Here is a 17356-nt window from a genome sequence, read left to right on the forward strand (position 1 = left end):
GGAGGGGGCGTAACCTAGAATACAGGACTTGGTTAAGGAGGGTTGCTCCTTGTTGGACGTCAACAATTTCGAATACATGAAGATCGGGCTTGCTTCCCCAGAAAAAATTCGTTCTTGGTCCCGCGGAGAAGTGAAAAAACCGGAAACGATCAACTATCGTACGTTGAAACCGGAAAAAGAAGGGCTGTTCTGCGAAAAGATTTTTGGCCCTACAAAAGACTGGGAATGTCATTGCGGTAAATACAAACGCGTCCGTTATAAAGGCGTTGTCTGTGATCGTTGTGGCGTTGAAGTGACACGTGCGAAAGTACGCCGCGAACGGATGGGCCATATTGAGCTCGCTGCTCCGGTATCGCATATCTGGTACTTCAAAGGTATTCCGAGCCGCATGGGTCTCGCTTTGGATATGTCTCCAAGATCTCTCGAGGAGATTATTTATTTTGCATCATATGTAGTAACTGATCCAGGAGAAACTCCACTGGAGAAAAAACAGCTGTTGTCCGAGAAAGAATACCGCAGCTACCGTGAGAAATACGGATATGGATTCCAAGCTGGCATGGGTGCAGAAGCGGTTAAAAAACTGCTTCAAGACCTTGATGTGGATAAAGAGCTTGAATTCCTGAAGGAAGAGCTCCGCACTGCACAAGGACAACGTCGTAACCGTGCGATTAAACGTTTGGAAGTTATCGAAGCATTCCGCAACTCTGGTAATAAACCTGAGTGGATGATCATGGATGTACTTCCTGTTATCCCACCGGAACTTCGTCCGATGGTACAGCTGGACGGTGGACGTTTTGCAACGTCTGACCTGAATGACCTGTATCGCCGTGTAATCAACCGGAACAATCGTCTGAAACGTTTGCTTGATCTTGGCGCGCCAGACATTATCGTACAAAATGAAAAACGGATGCTGCAGGAAGCTGTTGACGCATTGATCGACAACGGCCGTCGTGGACGCCCTGTAACGGGTCCTGGTAACCGTCCTTTGAAATCCCTCAGCCACATGCTGAAAGGTAAACAAGGACGTTTCCGTCAGAACTTGCTCGGTAAACGGGTTGACTATTCGGGTCGTTCCGTTATCGTAGTTGGACCTTACCTGAAAATGTATCAGTGTGGTCTGCCTAAAGATATGGCACTTGAACTGTTCAAGCCTTTCGTTATGAAAGAGCTTGTAAATAAAGGGCTTGCCCACAACATCAAGAGCGCTAAACGTAAAGTTGAGCGTGTAAGTCCTGAAGTATGGGATGTTCTTGAAGAAGTAATTAAGGAGCACCCGGTTCTGTTGAACCGTGCCCCTACGCTTCACAGACTCGGTATTCAAGCATTTGAACCGATTCTGGTTGAAGGTAAAGCTATCCGTCTTCACCCGCTCGTATGTACGGCATACAATGCCGACTTTGACGGTGACCAAATGGCCGTGCACGTTCCATTGTCTGCTGAAGCTCAAGCAGAAGCACGTATCCTGATGCTTGCATCAGGTAACATTTTGAACCCGAAAGACGGTAAACCGGTTGTTACCCCTTCCCAGGATATGGTGCTTGGTTCTTACTACCTGACCATGGACAACAAGGAAGAAAAAGGAACAGGTATGATTTTGCGCACGGTAAACGAAGCTGTATCCGCGTACCAACGTGGAACTGCTGGTTTGCATGCACGTGTAGCGATCCCGGTTAGAGCACTTGGCAAAACAAGCTTTACCGATGAACAACAAGATGCAATGTTGCTGACTACGGTCGGTAAAATCATCTTTAATGAAATCTTCCCGGCAAGCTTCCCATACATCAATGATGCAACTCGTGCGAACCTCTACCAGGGTACCGCGGAGCATTCATTTGTTTATGAGAAGGGTGCTGACCTTAGAGAAGCGATTATGAACGCTCCTTTGGCTGGTGGTGTCGGTAAAGAATATCTCGGTTCGATCATCGCACGTTGTTTTGAAATTTATCATACGACGGAAACAGCCGTTATTTTGGATAAAATCAAACAACTCGGATTCACATACTCCACTCGCGCTGGTATCACTGTAGCGGTGTCGGATGTTATTGTTCCACCTGAGAAATTTGAAATTCTTAGACAGTCTGAGGAAAAAGCACAAATCGTTACGAACCAATACCGTCGTGGTCTGATTACGAACGAAGAGCGCTATGACCGCATCATTGATATCTGGTCGAAATCGAAAGATGATATCACCGAGATTCTGATGAAATCGATGGATCGCTACAATTCCATCATGATGATGGTTGACTCCAAAGCACGGGGTAACAAATCGCAAATCACCCAATTGGGCGGTATGCGTGGTCTGATGGCCAACCCATCCGGTCGAATCATTGAACTCCCAATCAAATCGAACTTCCGTGAAGGTCTGACGGTACTCGAATACTTCATCTCTACTCACGGTGCCCGTAAAGGTTTGGCCGATACGGCCCTGCGTACAGCGGATTCAGGATACCTGACCCGTCGTCTCGTAGACGTGGCACAAGACGTGATCGTGCGTGAAGATGATTGTGGTACAGATAAAGGCTTTACCGTAAGCCGTATCCAGGATGGTAAAGAGGTTATTGAGGATCTCTACGACCGTATTGAAGGCAGATACTGCTTCGAGACTGTTCGTCATCCGGAAACAAAAGAAATTATTGCACACCGTAATGAACTGATTGACTCTGATAAAGCTGAGGCAATCATCAAAGCTGGCGTAACCAAACTACAAATCCGCTCCGTACTTAGTTGCCGTGCACGTCACGGTGTCTGCAAGAAGTGTTATGGTCGCAACTTGGCGACTGGTAAACACGTGGAGATCGGTGAAGCAGTTGGTATTATCGCAGCACAATCCATTGGTGAGCCAGGAACACAGTTGACAATGCGTACGTTCCACACCGGTGGTGTAGCCGGAGACGATATTACGCAAGGTTTGCCGCGTATCCAGGAGTTGTTTGAGGCTCGTAATCCTAAGGGTCAAGCAACAATCAGTGAGATCGATGGTGTTGTCAAAGAGATTCGCGAAGCGAAAGATCGTCGTGAAATCGAAATTCAAGGTGAAGCAGAATCCAAAGTGTACTCTGTTACCTACGGTTCCCGTGTGCGCGTAAGCGAAGGCATGGAAATTGAAGCGGGTGACGAGTTGACAGACGGTTCTATCGATCCAAAAGAAATGTTGCGCATTAAAGGCGTACGTGGCGTACAGAACTACATTTTGCAGGAAGTACAGCGCGTATACCGTAACCAAGGCGTAGAAATCAATGACAAACACGTTGAAGTTATGATCCGTCAAATGTTGCGTAAAATCCGTATCGTCGATGCAGGGGACACTACGTTGTTGCCAGGATCGTTCGTGGATACGCATGAGTACGAAAGAGCTAACAAAACAGCGATTCTTAGTGATAAAGAGCCAGCGGTTGCGAAACCAATCCTGCTCGGTATTACGAAAGCATCTCTGGAAACAGACTCCTTCCTCTCAGCGGCATCGTTCCAAGAAACTACACGTGTCCTGACAGATGCAGCGATCAAAGGTAAAGTCGATCAGTTGCTCGGTCTGAAAGAGAATGTAATCATCGGTAAACTGATTCCTGCAGGTACGGGCATGCACCGTTACCGCAGCATCAAATTTGCTGAGCCGGAAGATGGCCAATCTTCAGTAGAAGAACTTGAGCCAGTTTCGGTTGATTAAATGGATTTGCTAACTTTATTCTGATTAATAGGATGAGTTAAGGTTTTGTATGCCTGGGAGCGGACGAATGTTTTATACAGACGGACGTTTCCCGGTATAGCAAAACTTGCAAATAAATGTTTTATGATTAGCATTGACATTGCTTGCGCTAGATGCTAATATATCAAAGGTGCGTGGGCAGCTGATTGTATATGGTCCTATTCGGAGGAATGAACAATGTCTAATGAAAAAGGTCTGCAAGATGCTCATGTCAAAATTGGTACCAAACAGACCATGCGGATGGTCCAGTCAGGAATGGCTGCTGAAGTCTATGTGGCTGAAGATAGTGATCCGCAGCTCACTTCCAAAATCATTGCCTTGTGTGAACAACACAATGTGAAGTACACGAAAGTGGACACAATGAAAAATCTCGGCAAAGCTTGCGGGATTGGAGTGGGAGCAGCAATGGCTGCTGTCGCAAAATGATAGAGTAAGGAACGTTTTTGTCCGAGAACTTTTAGGGATTCTCCAAGGCAAAAACTTTTCATTTGTCTTTTTATGAACCGCCTGGGTCTGTGGACTTAGCGTAATGAGGTTTGTAAAGAAACATGAACAATTGAGGAAGGGGGTGGCAATCACATGCCAACTATTAACCAACTGGTTCGTAAAGGACGTCAAGCTAAAGTTGATAAGTCCAAATCGCCAGCTTTGCAAAAAGGGTTCAACGCTTTGAAACGTGAATCTACTAACATCAGTGCCCCACAAAAACGTGGTGTCTGCACTCGTGTAGGTACAATGACTCCACGTAAACCAAACTCTGCACTTCGTAAGTATGCCCGTGTTCGTTTGACGAACCGTCTCGAGGTAACTGCTTATATCCCGGGAATCGGACATAACCTTCAAGAGCACAGCGTTGTGTTGATCCGCGGAGGTAAAGTTAAAGACCTTGCAGGGGTTCGTTATCACATCGTTCGTGGAGCTCTTGATACTGCAGGCGTAAACAACCGTATGCAAGCTCGTTCGAAATACGGTGCTAAACGTCCAAAAGCTAAAAAAGCCTAAAACATTATAAGTAGCCATCCTATATACCTTTTGGATTAATATCTGAAAGTGTTGGATCGGCTCAACAAGAAAGAAAGGGGGATATCCATGCCACGCAAAGGTCCAGTTACGAAAAGAGACGTGTTGCCAGATCCGGTATACAACTCCAAGTTGGTTACTCGTTTGATCAACCGCATCATGCTCGACGGAAAACGCGGTGTTGCTCAAAGCATTCTGTATAATGCGTTCAAGTTGATTCAAGAACGTACGGGTAATGACCCTATGGAAGTATTTGAAGCAGCAATCAAAAATATCATGCCAGTCCTGGAAGTTAAAGCTCGCCGTGTCGGCGGTGCCAACTACCAAGTACCAATCGAGGTAAAACCAGAGAGACGTACTGCTTTGGGATTACGTTGGCTCGTGAACTACTCCCGCAACCGCGGTGAGAAAACAATGGAAGAGCGTTTGGCGGCTGAGATCATCGACGCTTCCAACAACACAGGCGCTTCCGTTAAGAAACGCGAAGACACGCACAAAATGGCTGAAGCGAACAAAGCGTTTGCTCACTACCGTTGGTAGGATTCAGTTCACAATAATAACTTCAATTTTGAAGGGAGACCCAATTCATGGCAAGAGAGTTCTCCTTGAAAAATACACGTAATATCGGGATCATGGCTCATATTGACGCGGGTAAAACCACTACAACTGAGCGGATCTTGTTCTACACAGGCCGTACGCACAAAATCGGTGAAGTTCACGAAGGCGCTGCGACAATGGACTGGATGGAACAGGAACAGGAGCGCGGAATTACGATTACTTCCGCTGCAACTACCGCTGCTTGGAAGGGCCACCGCGTTAATATCATTGATACCCCGGGACACGTTGACTTCACTGTTGAAGTTGAACGTTCCCTTCGTGTATTGGACGGAGCAGTTGGTGTATTCAGTGCGAAAGAAGGCGTTGAGCCTCAGTCCGAAACCGTATGGAGACAGGCTGATAAGTACGGCGTACCTCGTATCGCTTACGTAAACAAAATGGATATCATCGGTGCTGACTTCCTGAACGTTGTATCTGACATGCGTGATCGCCTTCAAGCGAACGCAGTTGCGATTCAACTTCCTATCGGCGCTGAAAATGATTTCAAAGGTATCATTGATATCGTTGCACAAAAGGCTCATATGTACAAAGATGACCTGGGACAAGATATCGAAGAAACCGAAATTCCTGCGGAATTTGTTGAGCAAGTTGCAGAACTCCGTAACGAATTGGTTGAGCGTGTTGCCGAACTCGACGAAGATTTGACAATGAAATACCTGGAAGGCGAAGAGATCACTATTGATGAGATCAAAGCGGCCCTCCGTAAAGGTGTTGTTGAAGTTAAGATCTTCCCGGTTATCTGTGGATCCTCGTATCGTAACAAAGGTGTTCAACTGATGTTGGATGCTGTTATCGACTACTTGCCGGCTCCAACAGACGTTCCATCTATCACTGGTCATCTTGAAGATGGAACTGAAGCAATTCGTAAGTCATCCGATGAAGAGCCTTTCTCCGCATTGGCCTTCAAAATCATGACTGACCCTTACGTTGGTAAATTGACATTCTTCCGCGTTTACTCCGGTGTTCTTCAATCCGGATCTTACGTATTGAACGCAACTAAAAACAAACGTGAGCGTATCGGTCGTATCCTTCAAATGCATGCGAACAGCCGTCAAGAGATCACTGAAGTTTACTCCGGTGACATTGCAGCTGCTGTAGGTTTGAAAGATACGGGTACAGGTGATACACTGTGTGATGAGAAAAATCCGGTTATCCTGGAGTCAATGAACTTCCCTGATCCGGTTATCGAAATCGCCGTTGAACCTAAAACCAAAGCTGACCAAGATAAAATGGGTGTTGCTCTCGGTAAGTTGACTGAAGAGGATCCTACTCTTCGTGCTCATACTGACGAAGAAACAGGCCAAACGATCTTGGCTGGTATGGGTGAGCTTCACCTTGATATCATCATTGACCGTATGCGTCGTGAGTTCAAGGTTGAAACTACTGTGGGTAAACCACAAGTAGCTTACCGTGAAACTTTCCGTGCACCAGCGCGTGTTGAAGGTAAATTCGTTCGTCAATCCGGTGGTCGTGGTCAATACGGTCACGTATGGGTTGAGTTCGAACCTCTCGAGGCGGGTACAGGCAGCCAGTTCGAAAGTAAGGTTGTCGGTGGTTCCGTTCCAAGAGAATACATTCAACCAGCTCTTGCAGGTATCGAAGAGCAAATGAAAAACGGCGTTATCGCAGGCTTCCCGCTTGTTGACGTTAAGGCTACAATCGTAGACGGATCTTACCATGATGTCGATTCCAACGAGATGGCATTTAAAATTGCCGGATCGATGGCGCTGAAAGCTGCGAAAGACAAATGTAAGCCGGTTCTGCTTGAGCCAATCATGAAAGTAGAAGTAACCGTTCCAGAAGAGTACATGGGTGATGTTATGGGTATGCTTAACTCCCGTCGTGGCCGCATCGAAGGTATGGATTCTCGTAGTGGAGCTCAAATCATCCGTGCTAAAGTACCTTTGTCTGAAATGTTCGGATACTCTACAACTCTTCGTTCCGGTACTCAAGGACGCGGCGTATTCTCCATGGAGCTTTCTCACTATGAAGAAGTTCCTAAGAGCATCGCTGAAGAGATTGTTGCCAAAACAAAAGGAACCGAGTAGTTTTCTCTCATTGAATGAAAGTGCGTAAGAGTCATGTATTCTTTGCACTTCATTTAGTGAAAACATAAAATTATAATTTTAAGGAGGCCACGTTCAAATGGCAAAGGCTAAATACGAACGTAATAAACCCCACGTTAACATTGGTACTATTGGTCACGTCGACCATGGTAAAACAACTCTGACTGCTGCAATCACTACTGTATTGTCTAAAACTTACGGTGGCGCTGCTGTAGCATTCGACCAAATCGACAAAGCTCCAGAAGAGCGCGAGCGCGGTATCACAATCTCCACAGCTCACGTTGAGTACGAAACTGACACTCGTCACTACGCTCACGTAGACTGCCCAGGTCACGCCGACTATGTTAAAAACATGATCACTGGCGCGGCACAAATGGACGGAGCTATCTTGGTAGTATCCGCAGCTGACGGCCCAATGCCACAAACTCGTGAGCACATCTTGCTCTCCCGTCAAGTAGGCGTACCTTACATTGTTGTATTCTTGAACAAATGTGACATGGTTGAAGACGAAGAGTTGTTGGAATTGGTTGAGATGGAAGTTCGCGACCTTCTTAACGAATATGAGTTCCCAGGTGATGATACTCCAATCACTCGTGGATCCGCTCGTGAAGCTCTGCAAAACCCTGATGGTGAGTGGGCTCAAAAAATCGTTGAGATGTTCAAAGAAATCGATACGTACATCCCACTGCCTGAGCGTCAAACTGACAAACCTTTCTTGATGCCTGTCGAGGACGTATTCTCCATCACTGGTCGTGGTACTGTTGCTACAGGTCGTGTAGAGCGTGGTACTGTTAAAGTCGGCGAAGAGATCGAAATCGTTGGTATCACTGAAGAAACTAAAAAATCCGTAGTTACGGGCGTTGAAATGTTCCGTAAATTGCTGGATTCCGCTCAAGCGGGTGACAACATCGGCGCATTGCTGCGTGGTGTTGACCGTACTCAAATCGAGCGTGGACAAGTTTTGGCAAAACCGGGTTCTGTTAAGCCACACACAGAATTCTCTGCACAAATCTACGTTTTGACTAAAGAAGAGGGTGGCCGTCATAAGCCTTTCTTCACTGGATACCGTCCACAGTTCTACTTCCGTACAACTGACGTAACTGGTATCATCAACTTGCCAGAAGGTACTGAAATGGTAATGCCTGGTGACAACATCACGGTTACTGTTCAACTGATCTCCCCAATCGCGATTGAAGAAGGAACTAAGTTCTCCATTCGTGAAGGTGGCCGTACAGTAGGTGCAGGTTCCGTAGCAACTATTCAAAAATAATTCAGCTTATCGCTGAGTAAGTATATGCAACAGTGTGCTGGAACGAGTAACATTGTACTGTAACGAAGCTTCGGAAGAGTTCTTTATCCGACATCGGATAAAGAACTCTTTTATTATGTAATAGTTTCGGAACCTGCGTCATACGAAATGAACATCATTTACGAATGTAGAAGGAATGGTAAGGCAACAGGGATATTGGAGATAACACTGCACTAAACGAAGTCATTTCATGAGAAAAGATTAGTTTAAATGTTTTTCTTAAATATGCTTGCAATATGCCCATTTTTTCTATATAATAATGAATGTTGTTCTGTGACGTTGCGATGATGTGAGAGGTTACTGGCACACCCGGCCCCTTTGCCATGGGACAGTGGCTAGAAAATTTTCACGGAGTATGTCCGATAAAAAATTGGGCGATAGAAGGAGGGACTAAAATGGCAAAGCAAAAAATTCGTATTCGTTTGAAAGCTTACGACCACAGAATTCTTGATCAATCCGCGGAGAAAATTGTTGAAACAGCAAAACGTTCGGGTGCAGGTGTATCCGGTCCGATTCCGCTTCCTACTGAAAAACAAATCATTACTATTCTTCGTGCGGTGCACAAGTACAAGGATTCTCGGGAACAATTCGAACAACGCACACATAAGCGTTTGATCGACATCGTTAACCCGACTCCACAAACTGTGGATGCCTTGATGCGCTTGGATCTGCCGTCCGGTGTAGATATCGAAATTAAATTGTAATACAAGCTGCAACAAAGACCATGTATAAAGGAAAAGAGGTGTCAACATGAAAGCAATCTTAGGAAAAAAACTCGGAATGACTCAAGTATTTACACCTGAGGGTAACGTTGTACCAGTAACGGTTATCGAAGCAGGCCCTTGTGTTGTTTTGCAAAAGAAAGACATTGAGAATGATGGCTACGAAGCAATTCAAATCGGTTACTCCGATAAGAAAGAGAAAAATGCTAACAAGCCAGAAGCAGGTCACGCTAAAAAAGCGAACACTGCCCCTAAGCGCTACGTTCGTGAAGTTCGCGGTATCAACATCGCAGAATATGAAGTTGGCCAAGAACTGAAAGCTGACATTTTCGCTGAAGGCGAATTCGTTGACGTAACGGGTATTTCTAAAGGTAAAGGTTTTGCCGGCGTTATCAAACGTTGGGGACAAAGCACTGGACCTATGTCACACGGTTCGCGTTACCACCGTGGCCCTGGTTCAATGGGTTCGATCCAAGCTAACCGCGTTCCTAAAGGCAAACGCCTGCCAGGACACATGGGACATGATACTGTTACAATCCAACGTCTTGAAGTAGTTAAAGTAGACGCTGAACGTAATGTGTTGCTCGTGAAAGGTTCCATTCCTGGACCGAAAAACAGTCTCATTAAAGTTAAAGAAACAGTGAAAAAATAACCACTGAAGAAAGGAGGAACACAAAATGCCAAAAGTATCAGTTTACAATGTAGATGGTAGCCAAGTAGGCGAAGTTGAATTGAATGATGCGGTTTTCGGAATTGAGCCGAACCAACACGTTCTGTACGATGCAGTTCTTATGCAACGCGCTTCCCTTCGTCAAGGTACCCACAAAGTAAAAGGACGTTCTGAAGTACGTGGCGGTGGACGTAAACCTTGGAAACAAAAAGGTACAGGTCGCGCTCGTCAAGGTTCGATTCGTTCTCCACAATGGAAAGGCGGCGGTATTGTATTTGGTCCGACACCACGGAGCTATGCATACAAACTGCCTAAAAAAGTTCGCCGTTTGGCGATCAAATCAGCCCTTTCATCTAAAGTGATCGACAATGACATTATCGTTCTGGATGCTCTCACGCTGAGCACACCTAAAACAAAAGAATTTGCAGCCATCTTGAACAACTTGAAAGTTGGACGCAAAGCTTTGATCGTAGCTCCTAGCTATGATGATAATGTGGCTCTTTCCGCACGGAATATTCCTGGCGTGAAATTCGTAGCTGCTGACGGCATTAATGTTCTTGACGTGCTTTCGCACGACAAATTGATCATTACGAAAGAAGCAGTTCAGAAGGTAGAGGAGGTGCTCGCGTAATGAAGGATCCTCGTGATATTGTAAAACGTCCGATTATTACGGAACGTACTGCTGACATGATGAATGACTTGAAATATGTATTTGAAGTCGATATCCGTGCAAACAAAACCGAGATCAAAAAAGCCGTAGAAGCTATTTTCAACGTAAAAGTGAAAAACGTGAACACTCTGCGTGTTCCAGCTAAGCCTAAACGGTACGGACGTTATTCCGGATATACAAGCGAATGGAAAAAAGCGTTTGTAACGCTGACACAAGACAGCAAAACGCTTGAGTTCTTTGAAACTGTATAATTGAAATTTTTGAAGTAAGGAGGGAAACCTAGTGCCAATCAAAAAGTATAAACCAACATCCCCGGCAAGACGGAACATGTCCGTTTCTACATTTGAGGAAATCACCACAGATAAGCCGGAGAAATCGTTGTTGGCCCCGTTGAGCAAACAAGCAGGCCGCAACAACCAAGGTAAAATTACAGTTCGTCACCACGGTGGTGGACACAAACGTAAATACCGTATCATTGACTTCAAACGTACTAAAGATGGAATACCGGGCCGCGTTGCTACGATTGAGTATGACCCGAACCGTACATCCAACATCGCTTTGATTCACTACGCTGATGGTGAGAAACGTTACATCATCGCTCCTAAAGGTCTGAAAGTTGGCGATCAAGTATTCTCCGGTCCTGACGCAGACATCAAAATCGGTAACGCACTGCCACTTGAAAATATTCCAGTAGGTACCGTTATCCACAACATCGAGTTGAAACCAGGTAAAGGCGGACAATTGGTTCGTGCTGCTGGTACAGAAGCTCAATTGCTTGGTAAAGAAGAAAAATACGTATCTGTTCGTCTCTCTTCCGGAGAAGTTCGTCGTATTCTGAAGGTTTGCCGCGCAACAATCGGATCTGTTGGTAACCAAGATCACGAGCTCATCAAAATCGGTAAAGCCGGTCGTAGCCGTTGGTTGGGACAACGTCCTGAAGTTCGTGGTGTAGTAATGAACCCTAACGATCACCCACACGGTGGTGGTGAAGGTCGTGCTCCAATCGGACGTAAATCGCCAATGTCACCATGGGGTAAACCTACTCTTGGTTACAAAACGCGTAAGAAAAATAAAGCTTCTGATAAATACATCATTCGCCGCCGCACGAAGTAATACACACTGTGCATAACTTCGTGAGGCATCTGCGGATGCATAATAGCTACGTTTGAAGGGAGGATCTCCACATGGGTCGCAGTTTGAAAAAAGGGCCATTCATTGATGGCTACATGCTGAAAAAGGTAGAAGAGATGGAAGCATCCGGTAAAAAGCTTGTTATTAAAACCTGGTCCCGTCGTTCTACAATTTTCCCGCAATTCATCGGACACACATTTGGCGTATATGACGGTCGTAAACACGTACCAGTATACGTAACTGAGGACATGGTCGGACACAAACTGGGTGAGTTCGCTCCAACCCGTACGTACAAAGGCCATACTGATGATGATAAGAAAACAAGAAGATAAATGAACATCTTTAATGTTTGAGAGGAGGTTACACAATGGAAGCAAAAGCACATGCTAAGTTTATCCGGATTGCTCCTCGTAAAGTTCAACTCGTTGTTGACTTGATTCGCGGCAAGCAAGTTGGTGAGGCGGTTGCCATTCTCCGTCACACTCCGAAATCCGCTTCTCCGATTGTTGAGAAGTTGCTTAACTCCGCGATTGCAAATGCGGAACATAACTATTCTTTGGATGTTAATAACTTGGTCATCTCGCAAGCTTACGTGAACCAAGGACCGACAATGAAACGTTTCCGCCCTCGTGCAATGGGACGTGCAAGTCGTATTAACAAACGTACTAGCCACATCACTTTGGTGGTATCTGAAAAGTAGAAGGAGGGGAAATGTGTGGGCCAAAAGGTAAATCCAGTCGGACTCCGTGTCGGAATTATCCGTGACTGGGAATCTAAGTGGTATGCAGGTAAAGACTTCGGCGATCTTTTGATGGAAGACGTGAAAATTCGTGAATTCCTGAAAAATAAATTGAAAGACTCCGCTATGTCTCGTGTTGAAATCGAGAGAGCGGCTAACCGCGTAAACGTAACGATTCACACTGCGAAACCAGGTATGGTTATCGGTAAGGGTGGTTCTGAAGTTGAAAATCTGCGTAATCAAATTACGAAAATCGCAGGCGGTAAAAAAGTACACATCAACATCTCTGAAATTAAGAACCAAGACCTGGACGCAATCCTGGTAGCTGAAAGCATTGCACAACAATTGGAACGTCGCGTTTCTTTCCGTCGTGCTCTGAAACAAGCTATTCAAAGAACTATGCGCTCTGGTGCAAAAGGTATTAAAACTCAAGTGGGCGGACGTCTTGGCGGTGCTGAGATTGCTCGTTCGGAAGGCTACAGCGAAGGAACTGTTCCACTGCATACGCTTCGTGCCGACATCGACTACGGTACAGCAGAGGCTCATACAACTTACGGCCGTATCGGCGTAAAAGTATGGATCTATCGTGGAGAGGTTCTTCCTACGGCTAAGAAACAAGCTGCTAAGGAAGGAGGCAACTAATCATGTTGGTACCAAAACGTGTAAAACACCGTAAGCAACAACGTGGACATATGAAGGGCCAAGCTAAAGGCGGAACTACGCTGAATTTCGGCGAATACGGTCTGCAAGCTACGGAACCGGCTTGGATTACGAACCGTCAAATCGAAGCGGCTCGTATTGCGATGACTCGTTACATCAAACGTGGTGGTAAAGTTTGGATCAAGATCTTCCCAGACAAACCAATCACTCAAAAGCCTCTCGAGGTTCGGATGGGTAGCGGTAAAGGTAACGTAGAAAAATGGGTTGCAGTTGTGAAACCAGGTAAGATCATGTTTGAACTTGCTGGTGTACCGGAGGATATTGCACGCGAAGCAATGCGTCTTGCCGCTCACAAACTGCCAATCAAAACGAAGTTTGTGAAACGTGAAGAATTGGGTGGTGAAGCAAATGAAAGCTAGTGAATTTCGCAACCTAACCTCTGCTGAAATCGAGCAAAAGATTGCCGGATTTAAAGAAGAACTCTTTAACCTCCGCTTTCAACTCGCTACCGGTCAGCTGGATAACCCGACTCGAATCCGTGATGTGCGGAAAGAAATAGCTCGTGCTAAAACCATTATCCGTGAAAGAGAATTGGGAATCGGTTAATTAGGGATCGGATGTCTAATCCGTCCGTAATCAGGAAGGAGGCCAACAATGAGCGAAGAACGTAACGCACGTAAAGTGCAAACAGGTAAAGTAGTCAGCGATAAAATGGACAAAACGATTGTTGTTGCTGTAGAAACTTACAAAAAACACAACCTGTACCATAAACGCATTAAGGTTACTAAAAAATTCAAAGCGCATGACGAAGAAAACACTGCGAAAATCGGTGACACGGTGAAAATCATGGAGACTCGTCCGCTTTCGAAAGATAAACGCTGGAGACTTACTGAAATCGTAGAAAAAGCGGTTATCATCTAATGCATCAGCAGCATAGCTGAAAGGAGGAATACTAAATGATTCAACCATTTACACGTTTGACTGTGGCTGACAACTCCGGTGCGAAGGAACTGATGTGTATCCGCGTACTCGGCGGTACGGGACGTCGTACAGCTCAAATCGGTGATCTGATCGTTTGTTCTGTAAAACAAGCAACACCAGGCGGCGTTGTCAAAAAAGGTGATGTAGTTAGAGCGGTTGTCGTTCGTACGAAGCGTTCTGTACGTCGTAAAGACGGTTCCTACATCGGTTTTGATGAAAATGCAGCGGTTGTTGTAAAAGACGACAGAAGCCCGCGTGGAACACGTATTTTCGGACCTGTTGCTCGTGAACTCCGCGAGAAAGACTTCATGAAAATCGTTTCCTTGGCCCCAGAAGTTATCTAAAGCTTAATCTCGTGATGTTAGAAACAGGAGGTGTACGAAATGCCAAGAGTGAAAAAAGTTCTGGAATCCCATAACAATAAACTTCATGTTAAAAAAGAAGATACAGTTATGGTGATCAGCGGTAAAGACAAAGGTAAAAAAGGCCGTGTCATCGCTGCTTATCCTCGTGAGAACCGCGTCCTTGTGGAAGGTGTTAACATGATTAAAAAACACCAGAAGCCTAACCAGCAAAATCCGCAAGGCGGCATTATCGAGAAGGAAGCTCCGATTCACGTTTCCAACGTAATGCACATCGATCCAAAGAGCGGAAAAGTAACCCGTGTAGGTTACAAAGTGTTGGATAACGGAAAGAAAGTGCGCGTTGCTAAACGTTCCGGAGAAATTATCGACTAATTGAACCGAATGAGAAAGGAGGTCTATGATTCATGGCAGCAAGAATGAAAGAACGTTACCTGAACGAAATTGCTCCTGCTTTAATGCAGAAGTTTAACTATACAACGGTAATGCAAGTGCCGAAAATCGAGAAAATCGTTATCAACATGGGTGTGGGCGATGCTGTTCAAAACTCCAAAGTGTTGGATTCCGCAGTAAACGATTTGCAATTGATCGCAGGTCAAAAACCTGTAATCACTCGTGCTAAAAAATCTATCGCAGGTTTCAAACTGCGTGAGAACATGCCTATCGGTGTGAAAGTAACATTGCGCGGCGAGCGCATGTACTTCTTCCTCGATAAACTGCTCAACGTTACGCTTCCTCGTGTCCGCGACTTCCGTGGTGTATCGAGTAAAGCTTTCGACGGACGTGGTAACTATACACTGGGTCTGAAAGAACAATTGATCTTCCCAGAGATCGAGTATGATAAAGTAGACAAAGTCCGCGGTATGGATATTGTCATCGTAACAACGGCGAAAACAGACGAAGAATCCCGTGAATTGCTCACGCAACTCGGAATGCCTTTCGTGAAATAATGTTGCTATAACGTTTCCGGGTGTCTGGAAAGACTCCCTTTTCTCCGAAATTATTTAGGAGGTGTCAGGCTAAGTGGCAAAAACTTCGATGAAAGTTAAACAACAACGTACACCAAAGTTTAAAGTACGTGCTTATACACGCTGTGAGCGTTGCGGACGTCCACATTCGGTACTGCAGAAGTTCAAAATTTGCAGAATTTGCTTCCGTGAATTAGCTTATAAAGGCCAGATCCCTGGCGTGAAAAAAGCAAGCTGGTAAAAAGTCCTGAACGGGAAGGAGGTTAACTCACAATGACTATGTCTGATCCAATTGCAGATATGCTTACTCGTATTCGTAACGCGAACACAGTTCGTCACGAAACGGTAGAAATGCCTGCTTCGACAATGAAAAAACAAATCGCCGATATCTTGAAGCGTGAAGGTTTCATCCGTGACGCTGAAGTTATCGATGATAACAAACAAGGGATTATCCGTGTTTTCCTGAAATACGGTCAAAATAACGAGCGTGTTATTACTGGTCTGAAAAGAATCAGTAAACCTGGTCTTCGTGTTTACACGAAAAGCAACGAAGTACCTCGTGTACTTGGTGGTCTGGGTATCGCTATTATCTCGACATCCAAAGGTATCATGACGGACAAAGAAGCTCGTCAATCAAAATCCGGCGGAGAAGTCGTCTGCTACGTTTGGTAATATAACGTCACAAGATAGGAGGTGCAACATATGTCTCGTATTGGTCGCAAACCAATTACAGTACCAAGTGGTGTGGACATCACACTGGACAACACCGTTATTACGGTAAAAGGACCAAAAGGATCTTTGACTCGTGAACTTCATAAAGATATGAAGGTAACAGTTGAAAACAACGAAATTACAGTTGTGCGTCCTTCCGATAACAAAACTCACCGTTCTTTGCACGGCACAACGCGTAGCGTTGTAAACAACATGGTGAGTGGTGTTACTGAAGGATTCGCAAAATCTCTGGAGCTGGTTGGGGTCGGATATCGTGCAAGCAAATCCGGAGATAAAATCGTTCTGAACGTTGGCTACTCTCACCCGGTTGAAATTACACCGGAAGCGGGAATCGAATTCGAAGTTCCTTCGAACACGAAAATCATCGTTCGCGGAATCGATAAAGAGCGTGTAGGTGCTTACGCTGCTAAAATCCGTTCCGTTCGTGAACCTGAGCCGTACAAAGGTAAAGGTATTAAATATGAAGGCGAGCGTATCATCCGTAAGGAAGGTAAAGCCGGTAAGAAGAAATAAGATTTTTCTTACCGCCTTTGCGCGGTTTTCGGCTTGCTTGCTTCTTGTGTTTCTAATATACCCCGTGGCTTCCGGTTTGAAGCCAGCGAGGTAACCTGAAAGGAGTGAATCCCTGAGATGATTACGAAAACAGATAAAAACAAGGCACGTCTGAAAAGACACCTGCGTGTTCGTAAGAAAATCCAAGGAACGGCAGCACGTCCTCGTTTGAACGTATTCCGTTCTGGTAAACATATGTATGCTCAAATCATCGATGATGTTGCTGGTGTAACAATCGCTTCCGCGTCTACCGTAGACAAAGAATTGAGCACTGACATCAAAAATGGTGCATCTGTTGAATCAGCTCGTAAAGTTGGCGAACTCGTTGCTAAACGTGCTAAAGACAAAGGTGTTTCCAACATCGTATTTGACCGTAGCGGTTATCTGTACCATGGTCGTATCGCAGCATTGGCTGAAGCGGCTCGTGAAGCAGGACTTGAGTTTTAAGATATT

General features: G+C 45.3%; 24 protein-coding genes. All 24 read left to right on the forward strand.

Features of this window, described 5'->3' with window-relative positions:
• Positions 1-49: 49 nt before the first annotated feature.
• The gene (rpoC, locus tag G3352_RS12865) at positions 50-3664 is read left to right on the forward strand and encodes a DNA-directed RNA polymerase subunit beta' (RefSeq protein WP_163757047.1); all 3615 of its coding nucleotides are present in this window, start codon (positions 50-52) and stop codon (positions 3662-3664) included.
• A gap of 216 nt (positions 3665-3880) precedes the next feature.
• Positions 3881-4129 carry a ribosomal L7Ae/L30e/S12e/Gadd45 family protein gene (locus G3352_RS12870; RefSeq protein ID WP_076292165.1) on the forward strand — a complete coding sequence of 83 codons (249 nt, stop codon included), beginning with the start codon at positions 3881-3883 and terminating at the stop codon, positions 4127-4129.
• A 153-nt stretch (positions 4130-4282) separates the two neighbouring features.
• Positions 4283-4705 (forward strand): 30S ribosomal protein S12, encoded by a 423-nt coding sequence (rpsL, locus tag G3352_RS12875; protein ID WP_056697677.1) that lies wholly within the window; start codon positions 4283-4285, stop codon positions 4703-4705.
• An 87-nt stretch (positions 4706-4792) separates the two neighbouring features.
• Positions 4793-5263 (forward strand): 30S ribosomal protein S7, encoded by a 471-nt coding sequence (gene rpsG, locus G3352_RS12880; protein ID WP_018753997.1) that lies wholly within the window; start codon positions 4793-4795, stop codon positions 5261-5263.
• Positions 5264-5310: 47 nt separating this feature from the next.
• Positions 5311-7389 carry an elongation factor G gene (fusA, locus tag G3352_RS12885; protein ID WP_163757049.1) on the forward strand — a complete coding sequence of 693 codons (2079 nt, stop codon included), beginning with the start codon at positions 5311-5313 and terminating at the stop codon, positions 7387-7389.
• A gap of 97 nt (positions 7390-7486) precedes the next feature.
• Positions 7487-8677 (forward strand): elongation factor Tu, encoded by a 1191-nt coding sequence (tuf, locus tag G3352_RS12890; RefSeq protein ID WP_076292167.1) that lies wholly within the window; start codon positions 7487-7489, stop codon positions 8675-8677.
• 434 nt (positions 8678-9111) lie between these two features.
• Complete coding sequence (rpsJ, locus tag G3352_RS12895; RefSeq protein ID WP_017692074.1) at positions 9112-9420, forward strand: 30S ribosomal protein S10; 309 nt, start codon at positions 9112-9114, stop codon at positions 9418-9420.
• 46 nt (positions 9421-9466) lie between these two features.
• Complete coding sequence (rplC, locus tag G3352_RS12900; RefSeq protein WP_024633587.1) at positions 9467-10090, forward strand: 50S ribosomal protein L3; 624 nt, start codon at positions 9467-9469, stop codon at positions 10088-10090.
• 25 nt (positions 10091-10115) lie between these two features.
• A complete protein-coding gene (gene rplD / locus G3352_RS12905) occupies positions 10116-10739 on the forward strand; it encodes a 50S ribosomal protein L4 (protein WP_062329471.1) in 624 nt (207 codons plus the stop codon).
• Positions 10739-11029: a 50S ribosomal protein L23 gene (gene rplW / locus G3352_RS12910; protein WP_024633586.1), complete on the forward strand. Its 291-nt coding sequence runs from the start codon at positions 10739-10741 to the stop codon at positions 11027-11029. The genes rplD and rplW overlap by 1 nt, the downstream gene beginning before the upstream one ends.
• Before the next feature lie 31 nt (positions 11030-11060).
• The gene (gene rplB / locus G3352_RS12915) at positions 11061-11891 is read left to right on the forward strand and encodes a 50S ribosomal protein L2 (RefSeq protein WP_076292169.1); all 831 of its coding nucleotides are present in this window, start codon (positions 11061-11063) and stop codon (positions 11889-11891) included.
• Positions 11892-11962: 71 nt separating this feature from the next.
• On the forward strand, positions 11963-12241 hold the full coding sequence (gene rpsS, locus G3352_RS12920) for a 30S ribosomal protein S19 (protein ID WP_024633584.1): 279 nt from the start codon (positions 11963-11965) through the stop codon (positions 12239-12241).
• A gap of 35 nt (positions 12242-12276) precedes the next feature.
• The gene (gene rplV, locus G3352_RS12925; protein ID WP_024633583.1) at positions 12277-12609 is read left to right on the forward strand and encodes a 50S ribosomal protein L22; all 333 of its coding nucleotides are present in this window, start codon (positions 12277-12279) and stop codon (positions 12607-12609) included.
• 15 nt (positions 12610-12624) lie between these two features.
• Positions 12625-13290 carry a 30S ribosomal protein S3 gene (rpsC, locus tag G3352_RS12930; protein WP_024633582.1) on the forward strand — a complete coding sequence of 222 codons (666 nt, stop codon included), beginning with the start codon at positions 12625-12627 and terminating at the stop codon, positions 13288-13290.
• Positions 13291-13292: 2 nt separating this feature from the next.
• Positions 13293-13727, forward strand: a complete 435-nt coding sequence (gene rplP / locus G3352_RS12935; RefSeq protein ID WP_076292170.1) for a 50S ribosomal protein L16 — start codon at positions 13293-13295, stop codon at positions 13725-13727.
• Positions 13717-13914 (forward strand): 50S ribosomal protein L29, encoded by a 198-nt coding sequence (gene rpmC / locus G3352_RS12940; protein ID WP_017692083.1) that lies wholly within the window; start codon positions 13717-13719, stop codon positions 13912-13914. The genes rplP and rpmC overlap by 11 nt, the downstream gene beginning before the upstream one ends.
• Before the next feature lie 48 nt (positions 13915-13962).
• Positions 13963-14229 (forward strand): 30S ribosomal protein S17, encoded by a 267-nt coding sequence (rpsQ, locus tag G3352_RS12945; protein WP_017692084.1) that lies wholly within the window; start codon positions 13963-13965, stop codon positions 14227-14229.
• Between the two features lie 35 nt (positions 14230-14264).
• A complete protein-coding gene (gene rplN / locus G3352_RS12950; protein ID WP_024633579.1) occupies positions 14265-14633 on the forward strand; it encodes a 50S ribosomal protein L14 in 369 nt (122 codons plus the stop codon).
• A gap of 39 nt (positions 14634-14672) precedes the next feature.
• Complete coding sequence (rplX, locus tag G3352_RS12955; RefSeq protein ID WP_024633578.1) at positions 14673-15026, forward strand: 50S ribosomal protein L24; 354 nt, start codon at positions 14673-14675, stop codon at positions 15024-15026.
• 32 nt (positions 15027-15058) lie between these two features.
• Positions 15059-15601 (forward strand): 50S ribosomal protein L5, encoded by a 543-nt coding sequence (gene rplE / locus G3352_RS12960; protein WP_024633577.1) that lies wholly within the window; start codon positions 15059-15061, stop codon positions 15599-15601.
• 73 nt (positions 15602-15674) lie between these two features.
• Positions 15675-15860, forward strand: coding sequence for a type Z 30S ribosomal protein S14 (locus G3352_RS12965; protein ID WP_013312154.1), 186 nt, complete (start codon positions 15675-15677; stop codon positions 15858-15860).
• A gap of 32 nt (positions 15861-15892) precedes the next feature.
• Complete coding sequence (gene rpsH / locus G3352_RS12970) at positions 15893-16291, forward strand: 30S ribosomal protein S8 (protein WP_017692088.1); 399 nt, start codon at positions 15893-15895, stop codon at positions 16289-16291.
• A gap of 30 nt (positions 16292-16321) precedes the next feature.
• Positions 16322-16864, forward strand: coding sequence for a 50S ribosomal protein L6 (rplF, locus tag G3352_RS12975; RefSeq protein WP_024633576.1), 543 nt, complete (start codon positions 16322-16324; stop codon positions 16862-16864).
• A gap of 117 nt (positions 16865-16981) precedes the next feature.
• On the forward strand, positions 16982-17350 hold the full coding sequence (gene rplR, locus G3352_RS12980) for a 50S ribosomal protein L18 (RefSeq protein ID WP_063567427.1): 369 nt from the start codon (positions 16982-16984) through the stop codon (positions 17348-17350).
• Positions 17351-17356: the final 6 nt, after the last annotated feature.

The sequence above is a fragment of the Paenibacillus sp. ALJ109b genome (genome assembly GCF_010747435.1).
Classification (GTDB): domain Bacteria; phylum Bacillota; class Bacilli; order Paenibacillales; family Paenibacillaceae; genus Paenibacillus; species Paenibacillus taichungensis.

What these genes read in the sequence shown, in the direction of transcription:
- rplW (WP_024633586.1), top strand. Translation starts at nt 10,739, where the DNA reads ATGAAGGATCCTCGTGATATTGTAAAACGTCCGATTATTACGGAACGT.
- rplX (WP_024633578.1), top strand. Translation starts at nt 14,673, where the DNA reads ATGCCAAGAGTGAAAAAAGTTCTGGAATCCCATAACAATAAACTTCAT.
- rpsQ (WP_017692084.1), top strand. Translation starts at nt 13,963, where the DNA reads ATGAGCGAAGAACGTAACGCACGTAAAGTGCAAACAGGTAAAGTAGTC.
- rpsL (WP_056697677.1), top strand. Translation starts at nt 4,283, where the DNA reads ATGCCAACTATTAACCAACTGGTTCGTAAAGGACGTCAAGCTAAAGTT.
- rplV (WP_024633583.1), top strand. Translation starts at nt 12,277, where the DNA reads ATGGAAGCAAAAGCACATGCTAAGTTTATCCGGATTGCTCCTCGTAAA.
- rplF (WP_024633576.1), top strand. Translation starts at nt 16,322, where the DNA reads ATGTCTCGTATTGGTCGCAAACCAATTACAGTACCAAGTGGTGTGGAC.
- rplP (WP_076292170.1), top strand. Translation starts at nt 13,293, where the DNA reads ATGTTGGTACCAAAACGTGTAAAACACCGTAAGCAACAACGTGGACAT.
- rpsS (WP_024633584.1), top strand. Translation starts at nt 11,963, where the DNA reads ATGGGTCGCAGTTTGAAAAAAGGGCCATTCATTGATGGCTACATGCTG.
- rplE (WP_024633577.1), top strand. Translation starts at nt 15,059, where the DNA reads ATGGCAGCAAGAATGAAAGAACGTTACCTGAACGAAATTGCTCCTGCT.
- G3352_RS12870 (WP_076292165.1), top strand. Translation starts at nt 3,881, where the DNA reads ATGTCTAATGAAAAAGGTCTGCAAGATGCTCATGTCAAAATTGGTACC.
- rpmC (WP_017692083.1), top strand. Translation starts at nt 13,717, where the DNA reads ATGAAAGCTAGTGAATTTCGCAACCTAACCTCTGCTGAAATCGAGCAA.
- rplD (WP_062329471.1), top strand. Translation starts at nt 10,116, where the DNA reads ATGCCAAAAGTATCAGTTTACAATGTAGATGGTAGCCAAGTAGGCGAA.
- tuf (WP_076292167.1), top strand. Translation starts at nt 7,487, where the DNA reads ATGGCAAAGGCTAAATACGAACGTAATAAACCCCACGTTAACATTGGT.
- rplC (WP_024633587.1), top strand. Translation starts at nt 9,467, where the DNA reads ATGAAAGCAATCTTAGGAAAAAAACTCGGAATGACTCAAGTATTTACA.
- rplR (WP_063567427.1), top strand. Translation starts at nt 16,982, where the DNA reads ATGATTACGAAAACAGATAAAAACAAGGCACGTCTGAAAAGACACCTG.
- rpsH (WP_017692088.1), top strand. Translation starts at nt 15,893, where the DNA reads ATGACTATGTCTGATCCAATTGCAGATATGCTTACTCGTATTCGTAAC.
- rpsG (WP_018753997.1), top strand. Translation starts at nt 4,793, where the DNA reads ATGCCACGCAAAGGTCCAGTTACGAAAAGAGACGTGTTGCCAGATCCG.
- rpsJ (WP_017692074.1), top strand. Translation starts at nt 9,112, where the DNA reads ATGGCAAAGCAAAAAATTCGTATTCGTTTGAAAGCTTACGACCACAGA.
- rplN (WP_024633579.1), top strand. Translation starts at nt 14,265, where the DNA reads ATGATTCAACCATTTACACGTTTGACTGTGGCTGACAACTCCGGTGCG.
- fusA (WP_163757049.1), top strand. Translation starts at nt 5,311, where the DNA reads ATGGCAAGAGAGTTCTCCTTGAAAAATACACGTAATATCGGGATCATG.